The organism is Streptomyces albiflavescens, from assembly GCF_014645835.1.
In the GTDB taxonomy this organism is placed as follows: Bacteria; Actinomycetota; Actinomycetes; order Streptomycetales; family Streptomycetaceae; genus Streptomyces; species Streptomyces albiflavescens.
Map to the genome: position 1 here is coordinate 372,538 of NZ_BMMM01000009.1, position 25,889 is coordinate 398,426.

The 25,889-nt window shown below is 72.2% G+C and carries 19 protein-coding genes; 12 read left to right on the plus strand and 7 right to left on the minus strand.

Features of this window, described 5'->3' with window-relative positions:
- Positions 1-2 precede the first annotated feature (2 nt).
- Complete coding sequence (locus tag IEY95_RS25425) at positions 3-920, minus strand: lytic polysaccharide monooxygenase auxiliary activity family 9 protein (RefSeq protein ID WP_189188422.1); 918 nt, start codon at positions 918-920, stop codon at positions 3-5.
- Positions 921-1,353: 433 nt separating this feature from the next.
- On the opposite strand from IEY95_RS25425, the gene IEY95_RS25430 reads away from it, so the two are divergent.
- Both IEY95_RS25430 and IEY95_RS25435 read left to right on the plus strand, forming a co-directional pair.
- On the plus strand, positions 1,354-3,165 hold the full coding sequence (locus tag IEY95_RS25430) for a S8 family peptidase (protein ID WP_229703335.1): 1,812 nt from the start codon (positions 1,354-1,356) through the stop codon (positions 3,163-3,165).
- Positions 3,166-3,254: 89 nt separating this feature from the next.
- On the plus strand, positions 3,255-4,454 hold the full coding sequence (locus IEY95_RS25435) for a damage-control phosphatase ARMT1 family protein (protein ID WP_189188424.1): 1,200 nt from the start codon (positions 3,255-3,257) through the stop codon (positions 4,452-4,454).
- Positions 4,455-4,458: 4 nt separating this feature from the next.
- Here IEY95_RS25435 and IEY95_RS25440 read toward each other — a convergent pair whose 3' ends face one another.
- Entirely contained in the window at positions 4,459-5,727 is a 1,269-nt protein-coding gene (locus IEY95_RS25440) for a cytochrome P450 (RefSeq protein ID WP_189188425.1), read from the minus strand.
- Positions 5,724-6,638, minus strand: a complete 915-nt coding sequence (locus tag IEY95_RS25445) for an alpha/beta fold hydrolase (protein ID WP_189188426.1) — start codon at positions 6,636-6,638, stop codon at positions 5,724-5,726. The genes IEY95_RS25440 and IEY95_RS25445 overlap by 4 nt, the downstream gene beginning before the upstream one ends.
- 277 nt (positions 6,639-6,915) lie before the next feature.
- Between IEY95_RS25445 and cyc2 the strand changes: the two genes are divergently transcribed.
- Positions 6,916-9,123, plus strand: coding sequence for a germacradienol/geosmin synthase Cyc2 (cyc2, locus tag IEY95_RS25450; protein WP_189188427.1), 2,208 nt, complete (start codon positions 6,916-6,918; stop codon positions 9,121-9,123).
- A 77-nt stretch (positions 9,124-9,200) separates the two neighbouring features.
- Here cyc2 and IEY95_RS25455 read toward each other — a convergent pair whose 3' ends face one another.
- A complete protein-coding gene (locus tag IEY95_RS25455; RefSeq protein ID WP_229703336.1) occupies positions 9,201-9,938 on the minus strand; it encodes a CTP synthase C-terminal region-related (seleno)protein in 738 nt (245 codons plus the stop codon).
- A 95-nt stretch (positions 9,939-10,033) separates the two neighbouring features.
- Here IEY95_RS25455 and IEY95_RS25460 point away from each other — a divergent pair, with 95 nt between their 5' ends.
- The 5 genes from IEY95_RS25460 (at position 10,034) to IEY95_RS25480 (ending at position 14,720) form a co-directional block, all read left to right on the plus strand.
- Positions 10,034-10,900 carry a LysR family transcriptional regulator gene (locus IEY95_RS25460; RefSeq protein ID WP_189188491.1) on the plus strand — a complete coding sequence of 289 codons (867 nt, stop codon included), beginning with the start codon at positions 10,034-10,036 and terminating at the stop codon, positions 10,898-10,900.
- Between the two features lie 92 nt (positions 10,901-10,992).
- Entirely contained in the window at positions 10,993-11,640 is a 648-nt protein-coding gene (locus IEY95_RS25465; RefSeq protein WP_189188429.1) for a PDZ domain-containing protein, read from the plus strand.
- Between the two features lie 232 nt (positions 11,641-11,872).
- The gene (locus IEY95_RS25470) at positions 11,873-12,493 is read left to right on the plus strand and encodes a LysE family translocator (protein ID WP_189188430.1); all 621 of its coding nucleotides are present in this window, start codon (positions 11,873-11,875) and stop codon (positions 12,491-12,493) included.
- Between the two features lie 95 nt (positions 12,494-12,588).
- Positions 12,589-13,710 carry an aminopeptidase P family protein gene (locus tag IEY95_RS25475; protein WP_189188431.1) on the plus strand — a complete coding sequence of 374 codons (1,122 nt, stop codon included), beginning with the start codon at positions 12,589-12,591 and terminating at the stop codon, positions 13,708-13,710.
- Between the two features lie 65 nt (positions 13,711-13,775).
- Positions 13,776-14,720: an aminoglycoside phosphotransferase family protein gene (locus tag IEY95_RS25480; RefSeq protein ID WP_189188432.1), complete on the plus strand. Its 945-nt coding sequence runs from the start codon at positions 13,776-13,778 to the stop codon at positions 14,718-14,720.
- 121 nt (positions 14,721-14,841) lie between these two features.
- Here the strand turns inward: IEY95_RS25480 and treZ are convergent, their stop codons facing one another.
- Entirely contained in the window at positions 14,842-16,587 is a 1,746-nt protein-coding gene (treZ, locus tag IEY95_RS25485) for a malto-oligosyltrehalose trehalohydrolase (RefSeq protein ID WP_189188433.1), read from the minus strand.
- 193 nt (positions 16,588-16,780) lie between these two features.
- Here treZ and IEY95_RS25490 point away from each other — a divergent pair, with 193 nt between their 5' ends.
- From IEY95_RS25490 to IEY95_RS25500, 3 genes are all read left to right on the plus strand, one after another.
- The gene (locus tag IEY95_RS25490; RefSeq protein WP_189188434.1) at positions 16,781-17,332 is read left to right on the plus strand and encodes an FHA domain-containing protein; all 552 of its coding nucleotides are present in this window, start codon (positions 16,781-16,783) and stop codon (positions 17,330-17,332) included.
- 395 nt (positions 17,333-17,727) lie between these two features.
- The gene (locus IEY95_RS25495; RefSeq protein ID WP_229703338.1) at positions 17,728-19,053 is read left to right on the plus strand and encodes a M14 family zinc carboxypeptidase; all 1,326 of its coding nucleotides are present in this window, start codon (positions 17,728-17,730) and stop codon (positions 19,051-19,053) included.
- Positions 19,050-19,541, plus strand: a complete 492-nt coding sequence (locus tag IEY95_RS25500; RefSeq protein ID WP_229703340.1) for an SSI family serine proteinase inhibitor — start codon at positions 19,050-19,052, stop codon at positions 19,539-19,541. The genes IEY95_RS25495 and IEY95_RS25500 overlap by 4 nt, the downstream gene beginning before the upstream one ends.
- Positions 19,542-19,592: 51 nt before the next feature.
- Here IEY95_RS25500 and IEY95_RS25505 read toward each other — a convergent pair whose 3' ends face one another.
- On the minus strand, positions 19,593-20,843 hold the full coding sequence (locus IEY95_RS25505; protein WP_189188437.1) for a M14 family zinc carboxypeptidase: 1,251 nt from the start codon (positions 20,841-20,843) through the stop codon (positions 19,593-19,595).
- A gap of 411 nt (positions 20,844-21,254) precedes the next feature.
- Here IEY95_RS25505 and IEY95_RS25510 point away from each other — a divergent pair, with 411 nt between their 5' ends.
- The gene (locus IEY95_RS25510) at positions 21,255-22,541 is read left to right on the plus strand and encodes a cytochrome P450 (RefSeq protein ID WP_308429339.1); all 1,287 of its coding nucleotides are present in this window, start codon (positions 21,255-21,257) and stop codon (positions 22,539-22,541) included.
- On the opposite strand, the gene treY is transcribed toward IEY95_RS25510, so the two are convergent.
- On the minus strand, positions 22,501-24,918 hold the full coding sequence (treY, locus tag IEY95_RS25515; RefSeq protein ID WP_189188438.1) for a malto-oligosyltrehalose synthase: 2,418 nt from the start codon (positions 24,916-24,918) through the stop codon (positions 22,501-22,503). The genes IEY95_RS25510 and treY overlap by 41 nt on opposite strands.
- Positions 24,919-25,889 lie beyond the last annotated feature (971 nt).

Consider the following 25,889-nt stretch of genomic DNA (forward strand, 5'->3'; position numbering starts at 1 on the left):
GCTCAGCGGCGGCGCCGGATGGTGACGGCGACCCCCGCGGTGAGGAGGAGCGCCGCGGTCCCCCCGGCCACGAGGGGGAGCGCGGCGCTGCCGCCCGAAGTGCTGTCGGCGGCGGGCGCCAGGTGATCCGGCGCCGTCTCCTGAGCCGGTGACGTGGTCACGAGTGACGGAGGCTCGGTCGTCGGCGTCGGCGACGTGGTCGTCCGGGCGGGCGTGGGCGTCTGCCGTGCCGGTGCCGTTGTCCTCCGGGTGTTCTGCGCGGCGGCCGTCGAGGCCGCACGCCCACCGGACAGAACGACGTCCGAGCACGAGTAGTACGTATCCGTCGTGCTCGAGTTCTGCCAGATCGTGTACAGCATCTGGCGGCCGGTCCGATCGGACGGCAGCTTGGCCTTGATGCGGTAGGCGCCGTTCACCAGAGCCGGATCGGTGGCGGTGGCGAACGGCTGCGTCGGCAGGTCGGACCACTTCAAGGGCCGGGTCGGGTCGTAACCCGGCTTGGTCAGATACAGCTTGAACGTCCCCGTGTGCGGGATCGTCGAGCTGTACCTGAGGGTGAAGCTCCCGCCGGAAGTCAGCCGGGTCGAGGGCCAGTCCGCGCGGGCGAGGTCGAGGCCCTTGTAGGCGGGCAGGCCCCCGCTGCACAGGTGCCCGTCGGGGATCACCTGGCGGTCCCTGCCGTTGACGCCGGCCACCCTGAGGTTGTCCCAGGCGGTGAAGGGCGCGCCGTTCGCGGCGATCGCCGCCTTGCAGGCCGCGGTCCGGATCAGGGTGCCGCCCTCGGGCGAGCAGGCCGCGACCCGGCTGACCGGATCCGTCGGCGCACCGTGCGCCTGGGCGGGCCCCGCGGCCCACGTCGCGAGGAGCAGCGGAGCCGCCACGGCGACAGCGGCCGCGGTGGCGGTGCGGTAGGCGGTCATCCGGTGGGTCTCCTCGGTATGTCGGCGAAGCGGAGCGGGATTCCGGCGGCGTGGCCGAGAGCCGTCGCGGCGGATGCCACCGCGCGCGGCCTGGACGCACTCCTCGCTCGGGGCACCGTGAAGTACGGGGCCGCGGAGCCGAGCGTTCAGCGCCGTGATACGCGCGAAACGGCATCTTCTTGGCCAACTGACCCCGAGAGAGGGTCGGTTACCGGCCAGATCGAGGGTTTCCCCTGTATCCCTCTTACCTGCCCTTTGCCTATCGTTCGAGCACAGGCGACCCACAGGAAACCCCTCCCCGGGTCGTACGCGCATGGCCGGCCGCCGCGCCGCTTTCTGGTTTTGCACCCCCCGCCGCTTCGACGACGAAGCGAATCGACCGCTGCTCCGCATCGCACCGCGCTGCCCGGAGCCGGCTCCGAAAGGCAAGCCCTTGCGTCCCTCCCCCTCGCCCTCCCCGTCCCGCGGCGGCAGACGGAAGCTGCTGTCCGTCGCCGCGATATCCGCCGCGCTGCTGGCCGGAACGACCACCACGGTGGCCGCCCAGCCGTCCACCGGGACCGTGCGGGTCACCCCCGCCGCGCAGTCGGCCGCCGCCCCGGCCGAGCGCCTGATCGTCGGCTACAAGTCCGGCGCCCCCGAGGCCAAGTCCAACCAGGCCGCCGACGCCGACGCCCAGGTCAAGGGCGAGAAGGCCGGCGAGGACCTCGACTTCCAGCGCCGCCTCGGCACCGGCGCGGCCCTGGTCGACCTCGGCACCGAGCTCAAGAAGGCGGACGTCGCCGACGTCATCGCGCAGTACCGGGCCGACCCGCAGGTCGCCTACGTCGTACCGGACCGCCTCAACAAGCCGCAGGCGGACCCGAACGACACCGAGTACGCCAAGCAGTGGGACCTGTTCGAGTCCACGGCGGGCATGCGCGTTCCGGGCGCCTGGTCCACGTCCACCGGCAGCGGGGTGACCGTCGCCGTCATCGACACCGGTTACGTGGCCCACTCCGACGTCGCCGCGAACATCGTCGGTGGCTACGACTTCATCTCCGACACGGCGGTCTCGGTCGACGGCGACGGGCGCGACAGCAACCCGGCCGACCCGGGCGACTGGTACGCGACCGACGAGTGCGGCGCGGGCACCGGCTCCAGCAGCTCGTCCTGGCACGGCACCCACGTGGCGGGCACCATCGCCGCCGTCACGAACAACAACAAGGGTGTCGCGGGCATCGCGTACCACGCGAAGATCTCCCCGCTGCGTGTCCTCGGCAAGTGCGGCGGCTACGACTCGGACATCATCGACGCCATCACCTGGGCCTCCGGCGGCAGCGTCTCCGGCGTCCCGGCCAACACCAACGTCGCCAAGGTCATCAACATGAGCCTCGGCGGCTCGGGCGCCTGCACCTCCGCCACCCAGAGCGCCATCAACGCGGCCGTGAACCGCGGTACGACGGTCGTCGTGGCCGCGGGCAACGACAACGACAACGCCTCCAAGTACTCCCCGGCGAGCTGCAGCAACGTCATCACCGTCGCCGCCACCGGCCGTACCGGCTCCCGCGCCTCGTACTCCAACTACGGCTCGATCGTCGACATCGCGGCCCCCGGCGGCGAGATGAGCACGGGCACCGCCAACGGCATCCTGTCCACGCTCAACTCCGGTACGAAAACGCCGTCTTCGGAGTCGTACGCGTACTACCAGGGCACCAGCATGGCCACCCCGCACATCGTCGGCCTTGTGGCGCTGATGAAGTCGGCGAACCCGTCGCTGACTCCGGCTCAGATCGAGTCCGCCATCAAGGCCAACGCCCGTGCGCTGCCCGGGACGTGCTCGGGCGGCTGCGGTGCGGGACTCGCGGACGCGACCAAGACCGTCCAGGCGGTGGCGTCCAGCGGCGGTTCGACCGGTGGCACCACCTTCTCCAACACCACCGCCCTGTCGATCCCGGACGCCGGCTCCGCCGTCGAGTCGTCGATCGCCGTCAGCGGCCGCAGCGGCAACGCGCCCTCCACCCTCCAGGTCGGCGTCGACATCACCCACACCTACCGCGGTGACCTCGTCATCGACCTGGTCGCGCCCGACGGTTCGACCTACCGCCTGAAGTCCTCCAGCACCTCGGACTCCGCGGACAACGTCAGCGCCACCTACACCGTCGACGCCTCCAGCGAGACGGCGAACGGCACCTGGAAGCTGCGCGTCCAGGACGTTGCCGCGCAGGACACCGGCACGCTCAACAGCTGGAAGCTGACCTTCTAGCGGACCGGTTGAGCTCTACGGGGGGAGGGGTCGTCCGACGCGCACGCGCGTCGGCCGGCCCCTTCTGCTCGGCCGGTACGGTGAGCGGCATGCCCGAGCACGCCGAGACCCCCGATTCCCCCCATTCCGCAGCTCCCGTCGACGCGCCCGTGATCCTCAGCAACGCGGTGGGGTCGTTTCCCTGGAGCGTGTTCGCCGAGCGGCACCCGGCGCTCATCCGGAAGGTGCGGGACGCCTTCCCTTACGGTCCCGAGCAGCACCGCGCGCTCGACGCCCTGCTCAAGAGCAGCACCGAGGGCGTCATCGAACCGCTCGGCGCGCAGGCGGCGGACCGGGAGCAGTGGGATGCGTGGGGGCAGGAGCACTTCGGGCGATCCTGGTTCGACGTGCCCTTCCTCTGGGCCGAGAGCTACTGGTACCGCCAACTCCTCGAAGCCGTCGAGTACTTCGTCCCGGGCCCCTGGAAGGGCATCGACCCCTTCCGGCCCTTCAAGCTCGCCGAACTCGATACCCCGGAGGCCGACGAGGAACTCGCCGCGCTGGACGAACTCGCGAAGCGGCCGGTCGAGGACCAGGAGCAGGCGCTGCTGCACGGCTCGCTGTGGGGCAACCGCGCGGACCTCGGCTTCCGCCTGGCCGCCAAGGAGGGCGAGCCGACGGTCGATTCCCCACTGGTCGCCAATGACGGCGAGTCGCTGCGGGCGTTGTTCGCCGGCGGCACGCTCTGCCTGGTCGCGGACAACGCGGGCCGGGAACTCATCCCCGACCTGCTCCTCATCGACCATCTCCTCCTCCACCACCGTGTCGGGCGGGCCGCCCTGCACATCAAGCCGTACCCGTACTACGTCTCCGACGCCACGACCGCCGACGTGCTCGACGCGCTGCGCCGCCTCGCCGCCGCCAAGGGTGCCGCCGCCGACTCCGGCCACCGCCTCTGGTCGGCCCTGACCGACGGCCGCCTCGTGGTGCGGGCCCACCCCTTCTCCTGCGCCCCGCTGCCGTACGCCGACATGCCCGACGACCTCCGTCAGGAGTTCGCCGAGGCCGATGTGACGATCATGAAGGGCGATCTGAACTACCGCCGCCTCATCGGCGACCGGCTGTGGCCCGCCACCACACCCTTCGCCGTTCCCACCGCGTACTTCCCCGGCCCGGTGGCCGCCCTGCGCACCCTCAAGTCCGATGTGATCGTCGGTCTCGACGCTCGCACCGAGTCCGCGCTCGTCGCCGCCGAGGATCAGCGCTGGCGCACGAGCGGCACGCATGCGCTGATCCAGGTGAGGTCCTGATCCGTCAAGTCACCTCCACAGGGAGCGACTTGAGACCGTTGATGAAGTTCGAGACAAGGCGTCGGGGAGGTCCGGCGGTTCGTAGCGAGGGCAGGACGCGCAGCGTCTCCTCGTGGAGCACGCGCAGCTGCAGCCGGGCGAAGTGGGCACCGAGGCAGATGTGCGGGCCGTCGCCGAAGGAGACGTGGGGGTTCGGGGTCCGGGCGAGATCGAGCCGGTGCGGGTCGGTGAACACACGCTTGTCATGGTTGGCCGAGGCGTGGAAGACGACCACCTTGTCGCCCGCTCGGATGCGCTGCCCGGCCAGTTCGGTGTCGACGGCCGCGGTACGGCGGAAGGTGAGCACGGGAGGATGCCAACGCAGCAACTCCTCGACGGCGGTGTCGAGAGCGATGCGACCCGCGCGCAGTCCGTCGTACGCGTCCGGGTGCTCCGCCAGCGCCAGCAGACCCCCGGGAGCGGCACTGCGTACGGTGTCGTTGCCCGCCACGGTGAGCAGGAAGAAGAACATCTCCAGCTCGGCGGGGGCGAGTTCGGGGTCGTTCGCGAGGGTGGTCATCACATCGTCGCCGGGATGGCTCTTCTTGTGGACGGCCAGCTGGTGCGCGTACCCGAACATGTCCCGCAGCATCGCGGGGGAGCGCGGATTGACGGGCCGGCCCCGAGCGTCGAGCACGGGCTCGCCCGCCTCATCGGGGTCCTGGTAGCCGATGACCCGCTGCGTCCAGTGCAGCAGCAGCTCCCGGTCGCCCTCCGGCACACCGAGCAGGTCCGTGAGGTTGAGCAGGGCGTAGTCGTCGGTGACGGCGGCGACGAGGTCGCAGGTCCCGTCTCCCGCGCGAGCCTCTTCCGCCGCCCGCCCGAGCAGCGCACGGGCTCGTGCGCGCGCCACCGACGCGAAGCGGTCGACACGGCGCGGGGTGAACGCACGGCTGACCAGGCGCCTCAACCGGCCGTGCTCCGGCGGGTCCTGATTGAGCATCATGCGGCGGATGAACGGCAGGTCGTCCGGTTCCGGATCGCGGATCTGGGTCGCTCCGAGGTACGACGAGTACGTCGCCGAGTCCTTGAGGACCCGGACGACGTCCGCGTGCCGGGTCACCGCCCAGAACCCCGGTCCCGACGGCCAGCCGAGCACCTCGGGCTCCTCCTGCCAGGCCACGGGGTGATGGTCGCGGAGGGTGCGGTACGCGGCATGAGGGACCCCGTCGGCGTACCGCCGTGGATCGAAGACGTCCGGCACGGGCGGCGCGGTCTCACGCGCGACGCTCACGCGGGGTCGCCTTCGTCCGCACGCCCGGTCGTGGCGGCGCCGGAGCCGTCCGAAGGCCCGGTGGGGAGGGCGCCGGAGCCGTCCGAAGGCCCGGTCGCGGGAGCGCTCGTGTCGTCGTCGCGGCGAGTCGTGGGCGCGCCCGTGTCGTCCGCGCGCAGGAAGTCCTCGACCACGCGGATCAGCTCCAGAGGGGTCTCGTCCATCGCGTAGTGGCCGGCTCCGAGCAGCTCACGTGCCTCGCCGCAGGGGTACCAGGACAGCCAGGTCTCCCGCATCAGGGCCGCCGAGAGCGCGGGATCCAGCGCGCCCGTCACGGCCAGCGCGGGCACCGTCGCCCCCTCGACCTCGGTGTGGAAGTCCTCCCCGGCCCAGGAGTCCAGCCAGGCTCGGAACGCCTTCGCCTCGCTGACGGCGAGCGAGCGGGCCACCATCCGGTCCAGCCAGATGGCCGGGCGGCGGCCGCCCGTCGTGAAGTCGATGATGGCGCGCCGGTTCTCCGGTTTGTGCGCGGCGTCGGCGAAGAGTTCCCACTGGTCAGCGGGCATCGGCAGCCCCGACGCGGGCACCGGGGAGACGCCGACCAGGCGGCGCAGCCGGTCCGGGGCGAGGGCCGGCAGACGCTGGGCGACGGCGCCGCCCATCGAGTGACCGATGACCGAGAACCGCTCCCAGCCGAGCCGGTCCGCCAACTCGACGAGATCGGCCGCGGCCTCGGCGGTCGTGTACGCGCCGACCGCGTCCTTCGCCTCCCCGTAGCCCCGCAGATCGACGAGCGCGTACTGGAACGCGGCGCGGTCCAGATCCGGCAGCACCGCCGCGTACGCGGACCGGTCGGCGAACCAGCCGTGCACGGCGAACACCTTGTGGGCGCCGTCGCCGTGCACTTCATGGGGGAGCACGAAGGAGGTCATGCGACCACGGTGACCCGGGGGATGCGGGTCGGCAAGGGCGCGTGAGGCCACGAGGACTGGGCAGTTCCCCGCGCCCCGTCAGGGGCGCGGGGAACTGCGCGACAAGCCCCCACGCACCCGCAGTCGAAGGGCTGGTACGGGACGGGTAGGGGCGGAGGGGGCGAAAACCTCCCTGTACACCTGGCCTTCACGCATCGAAAACGGGTGGATTCACGCGATGGTGTGATCATGTCCCGGCAGCCGGATGTCGCCGGGGGGCCATGGGTAGTGCCCGGCCATGACGCAGCCGTTCGAACTCCCGCACTTCTACATGCCGTATCCCGCGCGGCTGAACCCGCATCTCGACGAGGCACGGGCTCATTCCGTCGAGTGGGCCCGCGGAATGGGCATGCTGGAGGGCTCCGGCATCTGGGAACAGTCCGACCTCGACGCGCACGACTACGGCCTGCTGTGCGCGTACACGCACCCCGACTGCGACGGGCCCGAACTCTCCCTGATCACCGACTGGTACGTGTGGGTGTTCTTCTTCGACGACCACTTCCTGGAGACGTTCAAACGCAGCCAGGACCGCGACGGCGGCAAGGCCTACCTGGACCGGCTGCCCCTCTTCATGCCGCTGGACGTCTCGGCCTCCGTACCGGAGCCGGAGAATCCGGTCGAGGCGGGCCTCGCCGACCTGTGGGCGCGCACGGTGCCCTCGATGTCGGTGGACTGGCGCAAGCGCTTCGCCGTGTCCACGGAGCACCTGCTCAACGAGTCGATGTGGGAGCTCTCCAACATCAACGAAGGGCGGATCGCCAATCCCGTCGAGTACATCGAGATGCGCCGCAAGGTGGGCGGCGCCCCCTGGTCGGCGGGGCTCGTCGAGTACGCGACCGCCGAAGTGCCCGCCTCCGTCGCCGGATCCCGGCCCCTGCGCGTGCTGATGGAGACGTTCTCCGACGGTGTGCATCTGCGCAACGACCTCTTCTCGTACCAGCGGGAGGTCGAGGACGAGGGCGAGCTCAGCAACGGCGTCCTCGTCCTGGAGACCTTCTTCGGCTGCACCACCCAGGAGGCCGCCGAGACCGTCAATGACATCCTCACCTCACGGCTCCACCAGTTCGAGCACACCGCCCTCACCGAAGTGCCCGCGCTGGCCGAGGAGAAGGGGCTCGCCCCGGACGAGATCGCGGCCGTCGCGGCGTACACGAAGGGCCTGCAGGACTGGCAGTCGGGCGGCCACGAGTGGCATCTGCGGTCGAGCCGTTACATGAACGAGGGGGCGCTGGAAGGGAAGCGGCCGTTCGACGCCGGCGGCTTCGGCACGTCTGCCGTGGACGTCGGGGCCCTGCTCTCGGCAGCCGGCGCCGAACGGCTGCGCTCGTACACCCATGTCCCCTTCCAGAAGGTCGGACCGTCCCGGCTTCCCGACTTCCACATGCCGTTCGAGGTGACGCTCAGCCCGCATCTGCCGGGCGCACGGGCCCGCCTCACCGGCTGGATGCACGCCATGGGCATGCTCCAGGAGGGCGTCTGGGACGAGGACAAACTCGCCGCCTACGACCTGCCGTTGTGCGCGGCCGGTATCCACCCGGACGCGACGGCGGAGGCGCTCGACGTCAGCTCCCGGTGGCTTGCGTGGGGCACCTACGGCGACGACTACTACCCGCTCGTCTTCGGCAACCGCCGCGACCTGGCCGCGGCCAGATTGACCACCGCACGTCTGTCGGCCTGCATGCCCATCGACGGCGAGGAGGCCCCCGTCCCGGTCAACGGCATGGAGCGCGGCCTCATCGACCTCTGGCAGCGCACCGCCGCGGAGATGACCCCGGACGAGCGGCGCCGGTTCCGGTCCGCGGTGGACGTGATGACGGAGAGCTGGCTGTGGGAGCTGTCCAACCAGATCCAGCACCGCATCCCCGACCCGGTCGACTACCTGGAGATGCGCCGAGCCACCTTCGGCTCCGAACTCACCATGAGCCTGTGCCGCCTGAGCCACGGCCGCAAGGTCCCACCGGAGGTCTACCGCAGCGGCCCCGTCCGCTCGCTGGAGAACGCGGCCATGGACTACGGGATGCTCATGAACGACGTCTTCTCGTACCAGAAGGAGATCGAGTACGAGGGCGAGGTCCACAACGGCATTCTCGTCGTGCAGAACTTCTTCGGCTGCGACTACCCGACCGCGCTCGGTGTCATCCACGACCTGATGACCCAGCGCATGCGGCAGTTCGAGCATGTCGCCGCCCATGAACTGCCCGTCCTGTACGAGGACTTCAAGCTCTCGGAGGAAGTGCGCGAGATCATGCAGGGCTATGTCGTGGAGCTGCAGAACTGGACGGCCGGGATCCTGAAGTGGCACCAGGACTGCCATCGCTACGGCGCGGCGGACCTGGCCCGGCGTGCCCACGGCTTCGTACCGGACCAGGTGCCCGCGCTGCCGTTCACCTGGCCGGCGGCTCCGGTAACGGCTGCTCTGCGACCGGGCTCTCCTGCCGCTGTCTGACACTGACCCGGGCCGCCTCGGAGAGTTCCGCGAGGAGCGTCGCGGTACCACGCCGCGGCTGCCGCGTGCCCCTGTGGTCAAACGGGCTGCCCCTCGCTCGCGACGGCCGCGTGGGCCACGGCGGCTCGCGCCAGCGCCCGCACGATCGGGTGCGGGCGCGAGCCGTCCCCGGACAGCTCCGGCTGGAAGAGAGTGGCCAGGTAGAAGGGGTGTCCGGGGAGTTCGGCGATGCGGACGTGCCCGTCCTCGTCGTGTCCGCTGAAGCGCAGCCCGTGCGCGCGCAGGGCATCGAGGTGGCGGGAGGGTCCGTACGCGCAGAAGTAGCGCTCGACCGTCCGCTCGGAACCGATCACCGACTGGGCCAGCGAGCCGGGCTCGACCGTGACGGCGGCCTCGTGGCCCACGAGCGAACAGGCGAGGGGCTCGATGAGGAAGTCGTCGGCGTCGGGGTCGTTCTCGGCGTGCGCGACCTGGGCGAGATCGCACACATTGCGGGCGTACTCGAGCAGGGCGTGCTGGAAACCGCCGCAGGTGCCGAGGAACGGGGTGCCGTCCTCGCGGGCGGTGCGGATGGCCGTGAGCACTCCCGCCTCACTGCGGTAGGGGCTGCCGGGCAGCACCCACACGGCGTCGAAGCCGCGTACCGCCTCCTCGTCCTTTGCGTCCTCGGACGGGACCCAGTAGGCGTCCAGGACGATCCGGTCGCGGTCGGCGAGAGTGTCGAGGAGGAGCGGGACGCGGGTGTGCGAGACGACGTTGGGGGAGCGGTCGCCGACCAGAGCGATCCGGGCGGTCTGTGCGGTGTTCGTGGTCATGCCGTTCATCCTGGGCGCGCCTCGTGGTTCACGTCCAACGATGATTTCTGCACCCTTGATAAGCAATGCTGATGACGTACGGGATCCTGGGACGCATGGACCCGCATCTCCTGCGTACGTACGTCACCGTCGCCCGGCTCGCGTCCTTCTCGGAGGCCGCGCGCGAGCTCGGCTACACCCAGTCCGCGGTGTCCCAGCACATCGCCGCGCTGGAGCAGGACCTCGGCACGCCCCTGCTCACCCGGCGTCCGGTCGCGCCCACCGCCGCGGGTGAGCGGCTGCTCGAACACGCCGGACCGCTGCTCCTGCGCCTGGACGCGGCCCGCGCCGACGTAGCCCGGATGGTGGCCGCGCCCGAGCACGGGCTGACGCTCGCCGCCGCGCCGACCGCCCTCGGACCGCGTGCCCTCGCGGCGCTCCCCGCCGCCGGCGTGACCCTGCGCGTGCTGGCCCGCGACGACATCCCCGAGGCGGTCGCCACCGGCACCGCGGACCTCGGCCTCGTCGACGGGCTGGCCGCGCCCAGCGACCCTCTTCGGCTGCCCGACGTGGCGCCGCTGACCACGCACGGCGTGGGCGAGGAGCCGGTCTGCGTACTGCTGCCGGCCTCCCATCCGCTCGCCCGGCGCACGGGGTTGCGCCTCGGTGACCTCGTCGACGCCCGCTGGCTGGACGCCCCCGGCGCGGGACTGCCGCTGGACCACCTCCGTGCCGCGAACGGCAGCGGCGGCTTCCGCCCCGCCCTGCGCTACGAGGGCACCGACATCCGTGCCCTCACCACTCTGGCCGCCGCGGGACACGGCCTGACCCTGCTGCCATGCACGGCGGCCACCGGCCTGCCCGGAGCGGTGGCCGTCCCGCTCGTGGCGCCCCGCCTGGTGCACCGTGTGGAACTGGTGCACGGCGGATCGCTGCGGGGAGCCGCGGCGACCATGGCGGACAAACTTCTCGAACACGCTTGACAGTCTCACTCGTTCGTGAATCGTCGCGCGCCGGCGCGCAGGGTAGAGCAAGAGCCGGAGGCGGTCCGTAGAGCATCTGCCGGAGGCGATCCATGGAACAGACCGCGTTGCGTCCCAAGCCGATGCCCGGTCAGGAGCCGGGCGGCGGCCGTCCGTCCGGCGGTCCCCGGCGTCCGCACGCCGCGCGGCGGCGCGGCAGGCGGTTGATGAGTCTGCTCTTCGGCCTGTTCGTCGGTATGGTGCTGGTCCTGTCGGGCGTCGGACTCGGCACCGTGAGCGCCACCGTGATCGGCATGAGCAAGCTGGCGGATCTTCAGAAGCAGGCCGGGGCGCAGGGGGCTGCGGGGCAACCGGGGCGGATCTCCGGCGCGCCGCAGGCCGGCGGCTCCAAGTCGGCCTCCGGGGCGGGGAGTTCGTCCCCTTCCAAGGAACCCGAGAAGGAGTCCGAGAAGGAGTCCGAGAAGGAGTCCGGGAAGGCCACCCTCGGCATCGAGGTCGTCGACGCCTCCAAGGACGGGGGCGCCCTCCTGGTCGGTGTCCACATCCCGGGTCCGGGCTACACGGCGGGCCTGGTGCGTGGCGACGTACTGCTGGCCTTCGGCGAGAGCCGGATCACCTCGGCCGCCGACCTCGCGCGCGCGGTCGCGGCCGCGCACCCGGGGTCCACCGTCACCCTCACCGTGCGCCACGCGAACGGCAGCCGGCAGCGATTGTCCACGGTGCCAGGTGTGGTGACCTGACGTCGCAGGACACGTCGGAACGTCATCCCCGACGTCGCCTCATTAGGTCGCTGATGTGCGCCAGTACGAGCATGCTCGTCCCCTCGTTGACCTAATGGAGTCTGTTCATCTGGGCATTACCTCTAATGGGAGGGCGATGATCTCCCGTTAGATGAGAAGCCGGAGAGGGAACGCGCCGCACGAAACCGGAAAAGGGCTGGCCGCAGGAGAGGCGGCAGGTCACGATGGCCGCATGCTGAGCACCCTTCTCGCCTTCCTCGGCGCCTGCACTCTGATCGCCGCATCGCCCGGCCCGAGCACCGTGCTGATCATCAAGCGGTCGCTGCGCAGCAGGCGGTCCGGCTTCCTGACCGTGCTCGGCAACGAGACCGGCGTCTTCGTCTGGGGCGTCGTCGCCGCGTTCGGCCTCACCGCACTGCTCGCCGCCTCCGAGATGGCGTACGACATCATGCGGATCGTCGGCGCCGCCGTGCTCATCGCCTTCGGCGTCCAGACGCTGTGGCAGGCGCGCCGCTCCAAGGGAGCCGTGGACGGCGGCTGGGAGGACGCGGAGAAGAGCGGCTGGGCCTCCTACCGGGGCGGGCTGCTGCTCAACCTCGCCAACCCGAAGGCGGCCATCTTCGCGATGTCCTTCCTGCCGCAGTTCGTGCCCGAGGGCGCCCCGCATCTGCCCACCATGGTCGGTCTCGCAGCGCTCTGGGCGGTCTACGAGGTCGGCTACTACGGCCTGTACGTGTGGTTCGTCGGCCGGATGAAGGCCGTGCTGTCCCGGACCGGCGTACGCCGACGCCTGGAGCAGGTCTCCGGAGGCGTGCTGCTGCTCCTGGGCGCCCGCCTCGCCCTGGAGAGCTGACACGCGGCCGCGGTAACCGGCTCGCGCGCGCCTCCCCGGAAGGGCAGGATGCTGCCCGTAGCCCCCTGGGGAACTGCGGACAGACGGAGGCATGGATGACCGGCACGCCCGCGCCCTTCACCGCCGACGACTACGAGGCACGCATGCGGCGCGCGGCCGAGGCAGCCGCGGACGCCGGGCTCGCCGGCGTCCTGGTGGCGCCAGGGCCCGATCTGGTGTGGCTGACGGGGTATCGGCCGGTGGAGACCGAGCGGCTCACTCTGCTGGTGCTGAGGGCAGGAGAGGATCCGGTCCTGGTCGTGCCCACTCTGGAGGCGCCCGACGCGGCCAAGGCGACCGGCGCGCCCGCACTGACTCTCCGCGACTGGACGGACGGCAAGGACCCGTATGAGGCGACCGCCTCCCTCCTTGCCCCCGAGGGACGCTTCGGCGTCAGCGACAACGCCTGGGCCCTGCATCTGCTCGGCCTCCAGAAGCGGCTGCCGGACTCGCGCCACGTCGCCCTCACCGAGGCCCTGCCGATGCTGCGGGCCGTCAAGGACGCGGCCGAACTGGAGCGGTTGGCGGCCGCGGGAGCGGCCGCAGACGCAACGTTCGAGGAGATCCGGAGGGTTCCCTTCGTCGGCCGCAGGGAGGCCGACGTGGCCGCCGACATCGCCGATCTGCTGCGGCGGTTCGGCCACTCCCAGGTCGACTTCACCATCGTCGCCTCGGGGCCGAACGGCGCCAACCCGCACCACGAGGCCGAGGACCGGATCATCCAGCGCGGCGACATGGTCGTCCTGGACTTCGGCGGCCTCAAGGACGGCTACGGCTCCGACACCTCCCGCACGGTCCACGTCGGCGAACCGGACGACGAGGAGCGCAAGGTGTACGACATCGTGCGCGCGGCCCAGGAGGCGGGGTTCCGCGCGGTGCGGCCGGGAGTGGCGTGCCAGGACGTCGACCGGGCGGCCCGCGAGGTGATCACCGAGGCCGGCTACGGCGAGTACTTCATCCACCGCACCGGGCACGGCATCGGCGTCACCACCCACGAACCGCCCTACATGATCGAGGGCGAACAGCAGCCCCTCGTGCCCGGAATGTGCTTCTCCGTGGAGCCGGGCATCTATCTGCCCGGCCGCTTCGGGGTGCGCATCGAGGACATCGTGACGGTGACCGAGGACGGCGGACGCCGCCTCAACACCACCTCCCGTGAACTGGTGATCGTCGACTGACCGACCATCGGCAGCATTCCCCAAGGCCCCAAGGCCCCAAGGCCCCCAACGACAACGGCGCGACCATGACCCAGGCACCGACACCGAGCGCGGACACCGTCCGCCGACTGGTCCGTTCGCTGGTCGCCGACGGCCTTGCGGCGGGAGCGGGACCCGACGTCCGGCCCGTCGCCGAGGGCGGTGAGCACTCCACCTGGTGGGTCGGCACGCGCCATGTGCTGCGACTCGCCCAGGACCGCGACGCCTCCGTACTCCAGCGTCGCGAACTGCGGTTGCGCGACCTTGTCCGTCCGCACATCGGAGTCCCGGTCCCGGTGAGTGTCGCGCACGGCGAATGGGCGAGCGGACTGAGCTGCACCCTGGACACCAGGCTGCCCGGCGTCTCCGGCGAGAAGCAGGCTGTCTCGGCCGTCGGTGAGGCAGACCTGGCGGGACTGCTCACGGGGCTGCGCGAAGTGCCGGTACGCCAGGCCGAGGCGCTCGGCGTACCGCGCGCCGCGCCGCGCTCCCTGGAGGAGCTGCGGACGGCCGCCGCGCACGCGGCCGAGGAACTCGCCGCCGCCGAGGAGTTCGACCCCGCCCGCCTGGCCCAGCTCACCGCGCCCGCGGCCCTCCAACTCGCCGCGCAGCCCGCCGCGGCGATCCTCGTGCACCACGACCTCAAGGGCGAACACCTCATGGTCAGCGCCGACGGCCGGGTACGCGGCGTCCTCGACTGGGCCGACGCGGTGATCGGCGACCCCGCCGAGGACATCGCCGGGCTCGCGATCGCCGTCGGCGCCCCCGCGGCCGTACGCGCCGCCACGCTCGCCGGCTACGGCCCCCGTCCCTGCCTGCGCGGCCTGTGGCTGTCCCGCTGCGACACCGTGATCCGCCTCGCCGATCGCCTTCATGGCCGCCGCGACGACAGTCCCGTCCCGCTGCTGGAGACACAACTGCGCCGCGCCTGGGAGGCGATCCTGCTGGAACGGGTCACCGATCTGCGGGACGGGCTGGACGAGACGCCGTAGGTGAGGGGGCCTGGCCGGAGGGCTGGGCCGGGGCCGCGCGGGAGGCGTCATGTTTGGTCGCGCGTCGCATGCTGTGCCTGGGCGCCGCACGCCGTCCGTGGCACCGCCGACGGCGAGCGCCTCACGCCTGCGTCAGCACCACGCACGACTCGCCCGGCACCCTCAACACCCCGTCCCCGTCCGGCGCTTCGACGGGCTCCCAGGCGGCCAGCACGCGCGCGTGGCGGATGCCGAGAGGGATTGCCGCGGTCTCCTTGGCGAGATTGACAGCCACCCGGACGTCACCGCGCCGCAGAGCCAGCCAGCGGGCCTGCGCGTCGTGGGCGACTCTGACCGCCGCGAGATCGGGGTCCGAGAGGTCGGCCTGACGGCGGCGCAGGGCGATCAGGTCGCGGTACCAGGCCAGTACGCGCGCGTGGACTGCCTTTTCGGGTTCCGACCAGTCGAGGCAGGAGCGGTCCCGGGTCGCCGGGTCCTGCGGGTCGGGGACGTCCTCCTCGGCCCAGCCGTGCGCCGCGAACTCACGGCGCCTGCCCCGCCGTACGGCCTCGGCGAGCTCGGGATCGGTGTGGTCGGTGAAGAACTGCCAGGGCGTGCCCGCGGCCCACTCCTCGCCCATGAAGAGCATCGGCGTGAAGGGCGCGGTGAGCGTCAGCGCGGCGGCGCAGGCCAGCAGCCCGGGGGAGAGGGAGGCCGAGAGCCGGTCGCCCTGGGCGCGGTTGCCGATCTGGTCGTGGGTCTGGGCGTAGCCCAGCAGGCGGTGTGCCGAGACGCGGGTGCGGTCCAGCGGGCGGCCGTGAGAGCGCCCGCGGAAGCTGGAGTACGTGCCGTCGTGGAAGTAGCCCGACGTAATCGTTTTCGCCAGCGCCGTGAACGGGGCGCGTGCGAAGTCCGCGTAATAGCCCTGTGCCTCGCCGGTCAGCGCGGTGTGCAGCGCGTGATGGAAGTCGTCGTTCCATTGGGCGTGCATCCCGAGACCGCCCTCCTCGCGCGGAGTGACGGTTCGAGGGTCGTTCACGTCGGACTCGGCGATCAGGAAGAGCGGCCGGCCGAGGTCGTCGGCGAGCGCGTCCACGGCCGTCGAGAGCTGCTCCAGGAAGTGCACCGCGCGCGTGTCGCGCAGTGCGTGCACCGCGTCCAGGCGCAGCCCGTCGAGCCGGTAGTCGCGCAGCCACGCCAGCGCGCTGCCGACGAAATACGCGCGCACCTCGTCCGAACCGGGCGCGTCCAGGTTCACGGCGGAGCCCCAGGGCGTCTGGTGGGTGTCCGTGAAGTACGGCCCGAACGCGGGCAGGTGGTTGCCGGAGGGGCCGAGGTGGTTGTGCACGACGTCGAGGACGACACCCAGACCGACTTCGTGCGCCCGGTCGACAAAGCGCTTCAGCGCCTCGGGACCGCCATAAGGTTCATGCACGGCCCACGGCGAGACGCCCTCGTACCCCCAGCCGTGCCGCCCCGGGAAGGGGCACAACGGCATCAACTCGACGTGGGTGACGCCCAGTTCCGCCAGGTGGCCGAGTCGCTCGGCGGCCGCGTCCAGTGTGCCCTCGGGCGTGTACGTTCCCACGTGCAGCTCGTACAGGACCGCGCCCGGCAGCGGGCGTCCCGCCCATTCGGTGCGCCAGTCGTAGCGCCCCTGGTCGACCACCGCACTCAGCCCGTCGGGACCGTCCGGCTGGCGCCGCGAGCGGGGATCGGGCAGCACGGGGCCGTCGTCCACCGCGAACCCGTACCGCGTCCCGTCCTGCGCGTCCGCGTCACCTGTCCACCACCCCGTACGCTCCCGATCGCGCTCCAACGCGCGCGTGGCGCCCGCGCAGTGGAGCGTCACCCGGTCGGCCTGCGGTGCCCACACATCGAACCGCACAGACGGTTCCCCCTTGTCAGCTCACCGTGACGTAGCTTGTCCATGGTGCTTCACATGAGATCAATTCGCTTTCGAATCCACCCTTTTGCCGCGTGTTTGCCGCCCTCTTGTCACGCGGAACGCTCCGTCCGGCCGCAGCGGCCGTTTCCGTGTTTTCTGGACACCCCGCTCTCGCTGCCCGACAATCGCCAGGGTGACGTCGTCTTTCGAGTTCCACACGTACCCCGCGCGGCTGTCCGACGCGGAGCGCGACCGGGCGCTCAAGGCGCTCCGTGACGGCGTCGCCCTCGGTCGCCTCTCGCACGACACGTTCATCCGACGCATGGAGTTGGCGCTCGCTGCCCGCAGGTCCGACGAACTCGCCGTGCTCACGGCCGACCTGCCCACCGAGGGCCGCTGGTCGAAGCTGGTGTTCGGCACTGTGGAAGCGGTCTCCGGCTTCACCGTACGAGTGCGCAGGGCTTGGCAGGCCGAGCGGCTCCCGAAGTTGTTGCTGCCCCATCCGGGCAGCCTGTACCCGCTGCGCATCGGTCGTGACCCCGCCAGCGGACTGCGGCTCAATCACGAGACGGTGTCCCGGGTACATGCCGAACTGAGCCGGCAGGGTGGCGTGTGGGTGCTGCGCGACCTGGGCTCGACGAACGGCACGACCGTCAACGGACGGCGCGTCATCGGCGCCGCCGTCGTCAGGGACGGCGATCAGATCGGCTTCGGGCGGATGATGTTCCGCCTCGCGTCGGAGTGAACCGTGGCGTTGCGGCTGAACGGTGGCGTTGCGGCTGAACCACGGCGTTGCGGGCTCGCGGCGGAGCGAGTCCTCCGCCCTGTGTCGGAACGATTCCTGATGATCCGCCTTGCGTGGGAGCGACTCCTGATGATCGGCCTTGCGTGCGAGCGACTCCTGATGATCAGCCTGGCGTCGGCGCGAGTCTGACGTTCCGTTTCGCGTCGGACAGCCCCGGTCCCACCGACCTCTGGCCTGGGATTCACCCACCGCTTTCCTCGATATCCCTTGCGTTCCGCAGTGTTGACGTACCCCCGGAGCCGTGACTGACTGTGCGTACACCATGCACATCAGGTGAACCGACGGCACCACATAAGTGGAGGTGTGCCCTGCCGCCACTCCTCCGCTACCCGACTGTGGACGAGCTGGGCGCCCGTGCGGCCGCGCTCGTCGCCCGCCGTCCGAGGGACGCCCGGCTGCGCCGCGTGGGCACCTCGCGGGCGGGGACGCCGTTGTGGCTGTTGTCCGTCGGACACGGCACTCGCCAGGTCCTTGTCGTCGCGGGACCGCACGCCAACGAACCCGTCGGCGGTGCCACGGCCCTGCGCCTCGCCGAGCGGGCGCTCGCCGACCCCCGGTTGACCGAGGGGGCGGACGCCACCTGGAACCTGCTGCTGTGCCTCGATCCCGACGGCTCGCGCCGCAACGAGGCCTGGCTGTCGGGCCCGTACACCCTCGGCCAGTACTTCCGGCACTTCTTCCGGCCCGGCTTCCTGGAACAGCCCGAATGGCTGCCCGAGGGCGCGGACGGGGCCACCCTCCCGGAGACCCGCGCCCTCCTCGACCTCCAGGACGAACTGCGGCCCTTTTTGCAGTGCTCCCTGCACGGCGTCGACGTCGGCGGCGCCTTCGTCGAGCTGACCCGCGAACTGCCCGGCCTCGCCCAGCGCGTCGCACACACCGCTGCGCGCCTCGGTATCCCGCGCGAGCTCGGCCCGTACGACACCCTGTACTGGCCGGCGCTGGGGCCCGCCGTCTACCGCATCCCGCCGCCGCGCAGGGGCGGCCTGGCCGCCGCCATCACGGAGGCGGCGGTCGAGTCCACCTGGTTCCACCCGCACTCCTACGGCACGGTGACGGCGGTCGTCGAAGCCCCCATGTGGGGCGTCGCGGCCGTGGAGGACGCCACGCGGCCCGCCGACGCCGACGCGATGCTGCGCACCATCAGCCGCACGCTGCGCCGCGACACAGGACTCCTGGAGGGCATCCTCGCGCGCGTGCGACCCAGCCTCGGCGCCTCCCCGGACGTGGCCTGCCTCCTCGCGCCCGTCGACGACTATTTACTGGTCGGCCCCGGACTCGCCGACTCGTGGGACCCCGACGTGTACGACGCCGGTGCACGCCCCCTGCCGCCGCTCGACACCGCTCGTCTGACGGCACTGCGCCTCGCGGGGCGCCGGGTTGCGCTGCGCACGGCCGGGCTGCTCCACCAGCTCGTGTCCGCCTCCGGGCACGACCCGTGCGGCGTGCAGCCGGAGCTCGACCGGCTCCTCGACGAGTGGTGCGCCGACTACCGCGAAGGCTGCGGGGCACGCTGGATCCCTGTCGCCCGTCAGGTCGAGTACCAGGCGCGTGTGGTGCTCGCCTCGTTCGAACTCGCCGGGCGGCACGCGCCCGTGCGCTCCCGTTCGGGTGAGTCCGGATGGGGTTCGGAGGCCACGGTGCCGATGCATCTGGAATGACGAAATCCGTTCCGGCGAAGACCGTTCCGGCGAAGACCGTTCCGGCGAAGACGGTTCCGGCGAAGGCCGTTCCAGCGAAAGCCCTCCGAGCGGTACGTGTGGGCGTGCTCGCTGCGGCCGCTCTCCTCACGGTGGGTGCCGCCCCGGTCCAGGCGGCACCCCAGGGGTCGTTCCCCGGCAACTGGCTCTACCTCACCGTCACGCCCGGCGACGCCGTCTCCAGCGACACCCCCGGCACCCTGCTTCTCTGTGACCCGCCCCTGGGACACCCGCACGCGGCACAGGCCTGCGAGGAACTCCGCGCCGCCGGTGGCGACATCTCCCGGATCCCGCCCAGGGCCGACGCTCTGTGCCCCTTGATCTACGCCCCGGTGACCGCGTCGGCCCAGGGCGTATGGGACGGCCGCCCGGTCGCCTACACGCATACCTTCGCGAACTCCTGCGTGATGGTGGCCGAGACGGGAGCGGTGTTCGAGCCGGCGGACTGACCGGACCGAGTCGGGCGGCGGACCGGTACGCGCGCGTGCCCCTGGAAAACCTCACGCCGCGTTCTCGCGCGCGTGGTGGGCCGCCGCCACCACCGTACGTGCCTGGTGTTCGACCTGGTGCTCCAGTGGCACCCAGCGGGCGCGGAACCGTTCGGCGAACGCGTCGCTCCACGCGGCGACGAGGGCTTCGAGGCGCTGCGCCTCGCGGTCGTCGGCCTCCTGGAGGACGCGCAGCAGCATCGCGGCGGCCCGCAGTGGGAGCCGGCGGCCGAACGCGTCGACACTGCCGACGTACGCCATCGTCGTGTCCGGAGGCGGCGTCTGGATCCAGTCGTCGGCGAGGCCCGGCACCAGGTCCAGCGCCCACTTCGCGGCCCGCAGAAGCGGCCCGTCGGGTCCTGACAGCCGCGGCAGGGCCTCCGTGAGCACCGCCTCCACCTGGAACGCGTCCCGCACCAGTCGGCGCGCCAGTCGCCGCATCGCCGCCGCGGGGGCGGGGTGCGGTGCCGGATCGTCCACCAGGTCGCTGGCCCACATCGGCACCTCGACGACGGCGGTCAGCCCGCCGTACCGGTGGGCGTGGTACCAGGTGCTGTGCCGGGCGTCGTCGGGCATGCTCGGGTACGCCGCGTCCGAGCCGGGCGCCGGCATCACATGCACCCCGGGTCCGGAGGCGGGCCAGCCGGCGGCGTCCGAGGCGGCCGTCTCCACCGGGATGTGCAGCTCCGCCGCGGACTTGGCGAACGGCTCGGCCAGCCCCGGGATGTCCTTGGTCAACTGCACCCAGCTGCCGCCCAGATCGGTCCCGTGCAGCGTCACCTGGAGGTAGGGCCGCAGCTCGTCGATGACGCGGGTGAGGGCGCGGGTCTCGGGCGGCAGCAGATCCGGCGGCAGCACGGACGGCGACCACTCCGGCTGCTCGGGGCCGGCCGGACGGAAGAATCCCAGGTGGTAGTCGAGCAGTGTGCGCGGCGCGGGCGTCACATGCAGGCTCGCCCCGTCCGGGTCCGCGCAGAGCAGGAAGTGCCAGGACGTCTCGGCCCGCAACTTCCGTTCGCGCAGTGTGCGTTCGGCCAGGGACAGCAGGGTCGAACCGCCCGTCGGTTCGTTCGCGTGGGCGCCCGCCACGACGAGGACCGCACGCCGCGCGTGGCCGACGGACAGCAGGTGAAGGGGTCTGCCCGCGCGCGAGACGCCCACTTCTCTGAGGACGCACAGGCCGGGTCGGTGAGCCGCCAACGCCCGGGCGGACGAAACGATTTCGGTCACACTGGGGTAGCGCAACTCCGGCAGGTGACTCACCCCCGACTTGTCCGCCCTGCGTCGCTTTCCGCAGTACTCCACGGACTGAGTGAACTGTCAAGGAGTCGACGGGGCGGCTCCCGGGGGCGCCAGGTGGCATTCACCGCCGGCAAGGGGGTTGCCGGCTGCTTGCCGGGGAGCGTGCTACGCAGTCCACAGGAACGGTGTGCACCGCCAGAGGACGGACTCACCGTCGGTGAGGACTGCGTGGCGCTCTCCGTCGACCTGCCCTGGAGAGTCGGGCCCCGACCGTCTTCCGGCCGGTGCCACCGACGGGTGGTGAGGGGGCCTGCGCGGATGCGCCCGCTTCACCCGTTCGGCCGTATGGGGGCTGCGGCCCCATCGCATCGGTGGTCGGCTGAGAACTACCGCGCGCGGTCCGGCGCGCACATCCGATGTGGGAGGCCGCCGGTGCTGTGCCCTCACGGCCTTCCCGGTGAAGGCGCGCCCGCGCCCACGTCGACGGGAGCACCGCCCGCGCGGCTGCTGCCGGAGCCGCCGGAGGTCGGGGTGGGGAACCCGTTCGCGCCGCCGGGCCCGTCCGCCGCTCGGACGCCGTCGGCGCCGTCGAGCCGGGCCGAGCCCGTGAGCCCGCGCCCGGAGAGCCGCTCGGCACCGCCGAGCCTGCTCGCCCCCGGTACCGAGCGCGACCCGTACCCGCTGTACCGGACGCTCCGTGAGCGGCACCCTCTCGTGTACGACGAGCCGTTCGGCGCCTGGCTGGTCAGCCGGTACGCCGACGTCCGCGCCGCGCTCGCGGATCCCCGGCTCGTCGCGCCGTCGCCCGGGCGCACCCTCGCCGACCTGGAGGACGGGACGCACAGCGTGCATCGGGCCCTCGTCTCACCGGCGTTCCGAGGCGCCGCGTTGGCCGCGCTGACCGCCGGTGTCGAACGCACGGCGTACGTCCTCGCTCGCCGTCTCGCCGCGCGTCAGGAGGCCGATCTCGTCGCCGAGTTCTGCCACTGGCTGCCCACCGCTGCGGCCGTCGCCGCGCTCGGGCTGCCGTACGAGGACACCGCGCGCGTCCATGCGTGGTGCCGTACGGGCCTTGACCACCTGGGGGGCCACCATCCCGAACTGGACGCCTTCCTGCGTCCGTACATCGCTCGACGCCGTGCCCAGCCGGGCGCTGATCTGCTGTCCGCGCTGTGCACGGCCCGGGCCGACGGCCACCCACTGCCGGACGAGGCCGTGTCAGGGCTGGCCGGGACGCTCCTCGGCGCGGGCGGCGAGGCGACCGCCCACGCGCTCGCGTCGTTCCTCGCCAATCTCCTCGACCACCCTGGCCAGTTGGGGATGATCCGCGCCCGTCCCGCGCTCACGGCCGGTGCCTGGGCCGAGTCACTGCGCCGTGATCCGCCGTTGCACGTCGTCTCCCGCCGGGCCGTCGAGCCGGTCGGCGTGATCCCGGAGGGTGCCACCGTGGCGTGTCTGCTGGGCGCCGCGGGACGCGACCCGGCACGGTTCGCCGACCCGGACCGCTACGACGCCTTCCGCGCCGACCCGGGTGAGCTCGCGTACGGCTCCGGACGGCACTTCTGCCCGGGCGCGCTGCTCGCCCGGCTCACAGCGGAACACGGTCTGCACGCCCTGCTGACCGCCCTGCCGGACCTGCGCTGGGCCCCGGGCTTCCGGCCGGCTCCGGAGGGCCTGATCAGCCGCTCTCCCCGGACCCTGCTGGTGCGTCCGCGCTGACCCGCTCAAGCAGCACCACGGGCAGCCGCTCGAAAAGCTCCTGCACGCGCGCGTGCCCCGTGAACTCCCTTCCTGGGGAGAGCACATCGGCCCAGCGCCCCTCGGGGAGCGCGAGCCGGGTGTCGCCCCAGCCGCCGGTGTCGGCCAGCCGCAGCGACATCCGGGTGACGGCCGTGACCACCTCTGCGGAGCGTACGAACGCCACACAGTGACCGGCGCCCGGGCCCTCCGCCACCAGCGGCGCGTACGTCGCCGAGTCGCCGAAGACGGCCGGGCGGCGCGCGCGCAGCCGCAGCGCGGCCGCCGTCAGCGCGGCCTTCTCCGAGGGCCGCTCCTGCGGGGTGAACGGCCGCCGGTTGTCCGGGTCGACCAGCGCCAGGTACTCGCCCTCGGTGCCCTGGTAGACGTCCGGGACCCCGGGCATCGTCAGATGGACCAGGGCGGCCCCCAGGACGTTCGCCCGCACATGCGGTGCCAGGGAGGCCCGGAAGTCGGCCAGGAGCCGTCCAGGCGCCCCGCACGGCCCCTCCGAGACGAACGTCGCGACCGTGTCCTCGTACGAGGGATCCTGCTCCGTCCAGGAAGTGTGCAGTCCGGCCTCCCGGACGTGCTTCAGCAGTGCCTGCTGAACACGCTCTTCGGAGGCCGGGCCCAGACCGAACGCCGTCTGCCAGGCGGCCCACGCCACCTGCGGGTCGGGCATGCCCGTGCCGTCCCGGGTCACCTCCGCCAGGACGTCGGCCCACCGTTCGGGGCACTGGGTGAGCACCGAGAGCGCCGCGCGTACGTCGGCGCTGCGTTTCGTGTCGTGCGTCGACAGGGCGGTGCCGGTGGCCGGCCAGTCGCGCTGTACGCGCGCGCAGTAGGCGTGGAAGTCCTCCGGGGACACGGCGGGAGCGCCCGGGGCGCCGCCCACCTCGTTCGCGGACAGCAGGGGCACATAGCGGTAGAACGCCGTGTCCTCCACGGACTTGGCCCGCAGCGCGGACGAGGTCTGCGCGAACCGGGCTCGCAACTCCGCGTGCCCGGCCCCGTCACCGGCCCGCCCGGTCACCAGATCCCGTACGACGTCCACGGCATGCGCCTCCTCGGGCACCGCGAAGACCGCCCGGGCCTCCTCGGCGGCCTCCTCGGTCACCACCAGGGAGGCGTCCGTGGAGGGGTACGGCCGGTACACCTCCAGGCGTACGAGGAGTTCCCGCAGCGCGGTGCCCAGGGCCCAAGGGGCGTGATCGCGCCATGCCGGGTCCGGGGACGCGGAGCACACGCCGCTCACCACGCGCGTGAGGCGGTCGACCTCTGTGGCCAGCTCGTGCGTGACCACCTTGTACGCCGCCCTGCGCACCGTCGACTCCCAGTGGCCGCCCCGGTCGGCCTGGGGGGCGGCGAACCGCCGGTACTGGCCGAGGAGTTCGCCCGCGCCCGCCGGGTCCGTGAACAGGCCGTCCACGTGCCGCAGCGCGTCGTAGCCGGTGGTGCCGGCGACGGGCCACGCGGCCGCAAGCGGCTCGCCGTCCGCGAGGATCTTCTCGACCACCGTCCAGCGGCCCCCGGTCGCCTCGTGCAGGCGGCGCAGATACGCGTCCGGGTCCGCGAGCCCGTCAGGGTGGTCGATGCGCAGCCCCTCGACCACGCCGTCGTCGAGCAGCTCCAGGATCTTCGCGTGGGTCGCCGTGAACACCTCCGGGTCCTCTACGCGCACGCCGATGAGCTCCGAGATGCTGAAGAAGCGGCGGTAGTTGAGCTCCGTACGGGCCAGCCGCCACCACACGGGGCGGTACCACTGGGCGTCGAGGAGTCGCGGCAGCGGCAGGCTTTCGGTGCCTGCGCGCAGCGGGAACACCTGATCGTAGTAGCGCAGTACGTCGCCGTCGACCTTCAGGTGGTCGATCTCCGTGCCGAGCCGGCTCCCGAGCACCGGCAGCAGGAGCTGACCGCCCTGGGCGTCCCAGTCGATGTCGAACCAGCGCGCGTACGGCGACTCGGGGCCCTCGCGCAGCACCTCCCACAGGGGGCGGTTGTGGCGCGGGGCCATGGCCATGTGGTTCGGCACGATGTCCACGACGAGGCCCAGGCCGTGCTCACGCGCGGTGTCCGCCAGGGAGCGCAGCCCCTCCTCACCGCCCAGTTCGGCCCGCACGCTCGCGTGGTCCACCACGTCGTAGCCGTGCGTCGACCCCGGGACGGCCTCCAGCACGGGCGAGAGGTGCAGATGCGAGACGCCGAGCGAGGCCAGATACGGCACGGCCGCCTCGGCTGCCCCGAAGGGGAACTCCGGCTGCAGCTGTAGCCGGTACGTGGCGGTCGGCACGGCGGGAACCACCGGGCCGGGGACCACCGGGTCCGCAATCACCGGGTCGGGACGCTCAGGTGTCATGCGAACCTACGTACCCGCCCTACCGCCTTTCGTGTCATCGACGCATGCATCCGGGCACGCGCGCGTGGCCGGCGTCGAACGATGGGGAACAGGAACCCGGGGCGGCACGTCCCACCGGACACGTCCGCCACCTTGGCGACCTACCGCCGCGTGGTCGCGCTGACCGGGGCGGCTTTCCCGGTCGTGTCCTTCCTCGACCGGCTTCCCGTCGCCACCATCCAGTTCGGCAGTGTGCTGCTCGTCGCGCGGACGAGTGATTCGCTGGGGACGGCGGGGCTGGTCGGTGGCACGCTCGCCGTCGGGCAGGTGGCCTGCGGGCCGCTCGTGGGCCGTCTCGCGGACCGGCGCGGTCAGCGCACCGTCGCGCTCGTCTGCTCCCTCGCCAACGCTCTCGCGATCGCCGCCCCGGTGACGGGCGCGCTCACCCACCTGGCTCCGGGGCTCCTCGCCCCGCTCGTGGCCCTGGCCGGAGCGAGCGTGCCGCTCATCGGCCCCCCGGCCCGTGCCCGCGTGGTCGCCCTGGCCCGTGGCGGCGGCGCGGACGACCCTCGGGGCCCGCCGGAGAGCAGCCACCGCTGCCGCCTTCCTGCTGTCCCTGCCGCTGCTGTGGACGGGGAGACGGGGAGACGGGGAGTCTGTGGGGCCTGTACGCCGTCGTCACCGTCCTCGGCGTCGCGTACGCGCCCCACCCGATCACCGTGTTCGGCCTCACCGAGCGTGCCGTGCCGCCGGCGCGGCCGACCGAGGCGATGGCCGTCGCGACGAGTGCGATCGTCGGTGGCCAGGCCGTCGCCGTGGCCGTCACGGGACGCCTGGCGGAGTCCTACGGCCCCACCGCGGCGTTCGCGGTCGGGAGCGCGGCCGCCGCGCTCGCCTGGGCCATCGCACCGACGGCGCGCCCGACGACGTACACCGAAACCGAGAACGACCCCACGCGCGCGTGCCTCCGGATGTCGACCCCCACGCGCGCG

Coding starts and splice junctions, on each gene's coding strand:
- IEY95_RS25425 (WP_189188422.1), bottom strand. CDS start 920: ATGACCGCCTACCGCACCGCCACCGCGGCCGCTGTCGCCGTGGCGGCT.
- IEY95_RS25435 (WP_189188424.1), top strand. CDS start 3,255: ATGCCCGAGCACGCCGAGACCCCCGATTCCCCCCATTCCGCAGCTCCC.
- IEY95_RS25445 (WP_189188426.1), bottom strand. CDS start 6,638: ATGACCTCCTTCGTGCTCCCCCATGAAGTGCACGGCGACGGCGCCCAC.
- cyc2 (WP_189188427.1), top strand. CDS start 6,916: ATGACGCAGCCGTTCGAACTCCCGCACTTCTACATGCCGTATCCCGCG.
- IEY95_RS25455 (WP_229703336.1), bottom strand. CDS start 9,938: ATGACCACGAACACCGCACAGACCGCCCGGATCGCTCTGGTCGGCGAC.
- IEY95_RS25460 (WP_189188491.1), top strand. CDS start 10,034: ATGGACCCGCATCTCCTGCGTACGTACGTCACCGTCGCCCGGCTCGCG.
- IEY95_RS25465 (WP_189188429.1), top strand. CDS start 10,993: ATGGAACAGACCGCGTTGCGTCCCAAGCCGATGCCCGGTCAGGAGCCG.
- IEY95_RS25470 (WP_189188430.1), top strand. CDS start 11,873: ATGCTGAGCACCCTTCTCGCCTTCCTCGGCGCCTGCACTCTGATCGCC.
- IEY95_RS25475 (WP_189188431.1), top strand. CDS start 12,589: ATGACCGGCACGCCCGCGCCCTTCACCGCCGACGACTACGAGGCACGC.
- IEY95_RS25480 (WP_189188432.1), top strand. CDS start 13,776: ATGACCCAGGCACCGACACCGAGCGCGGACACCGTCCGCCGACTGGTC.
- IEY95_RS25500 (WP_229703340.1), top strand. CDS start 19,050: ATGACGAAATCCGTTCCGGCGAAGACCGTTCCGGCGAAGACCGTTCCG.
- treY (WP_189188438.1), bottom strand. CDS start 24,918: ATGACACCTGAGCGTCCCGACCCGGTGATTGCGGACCCGGTGGTCCCC.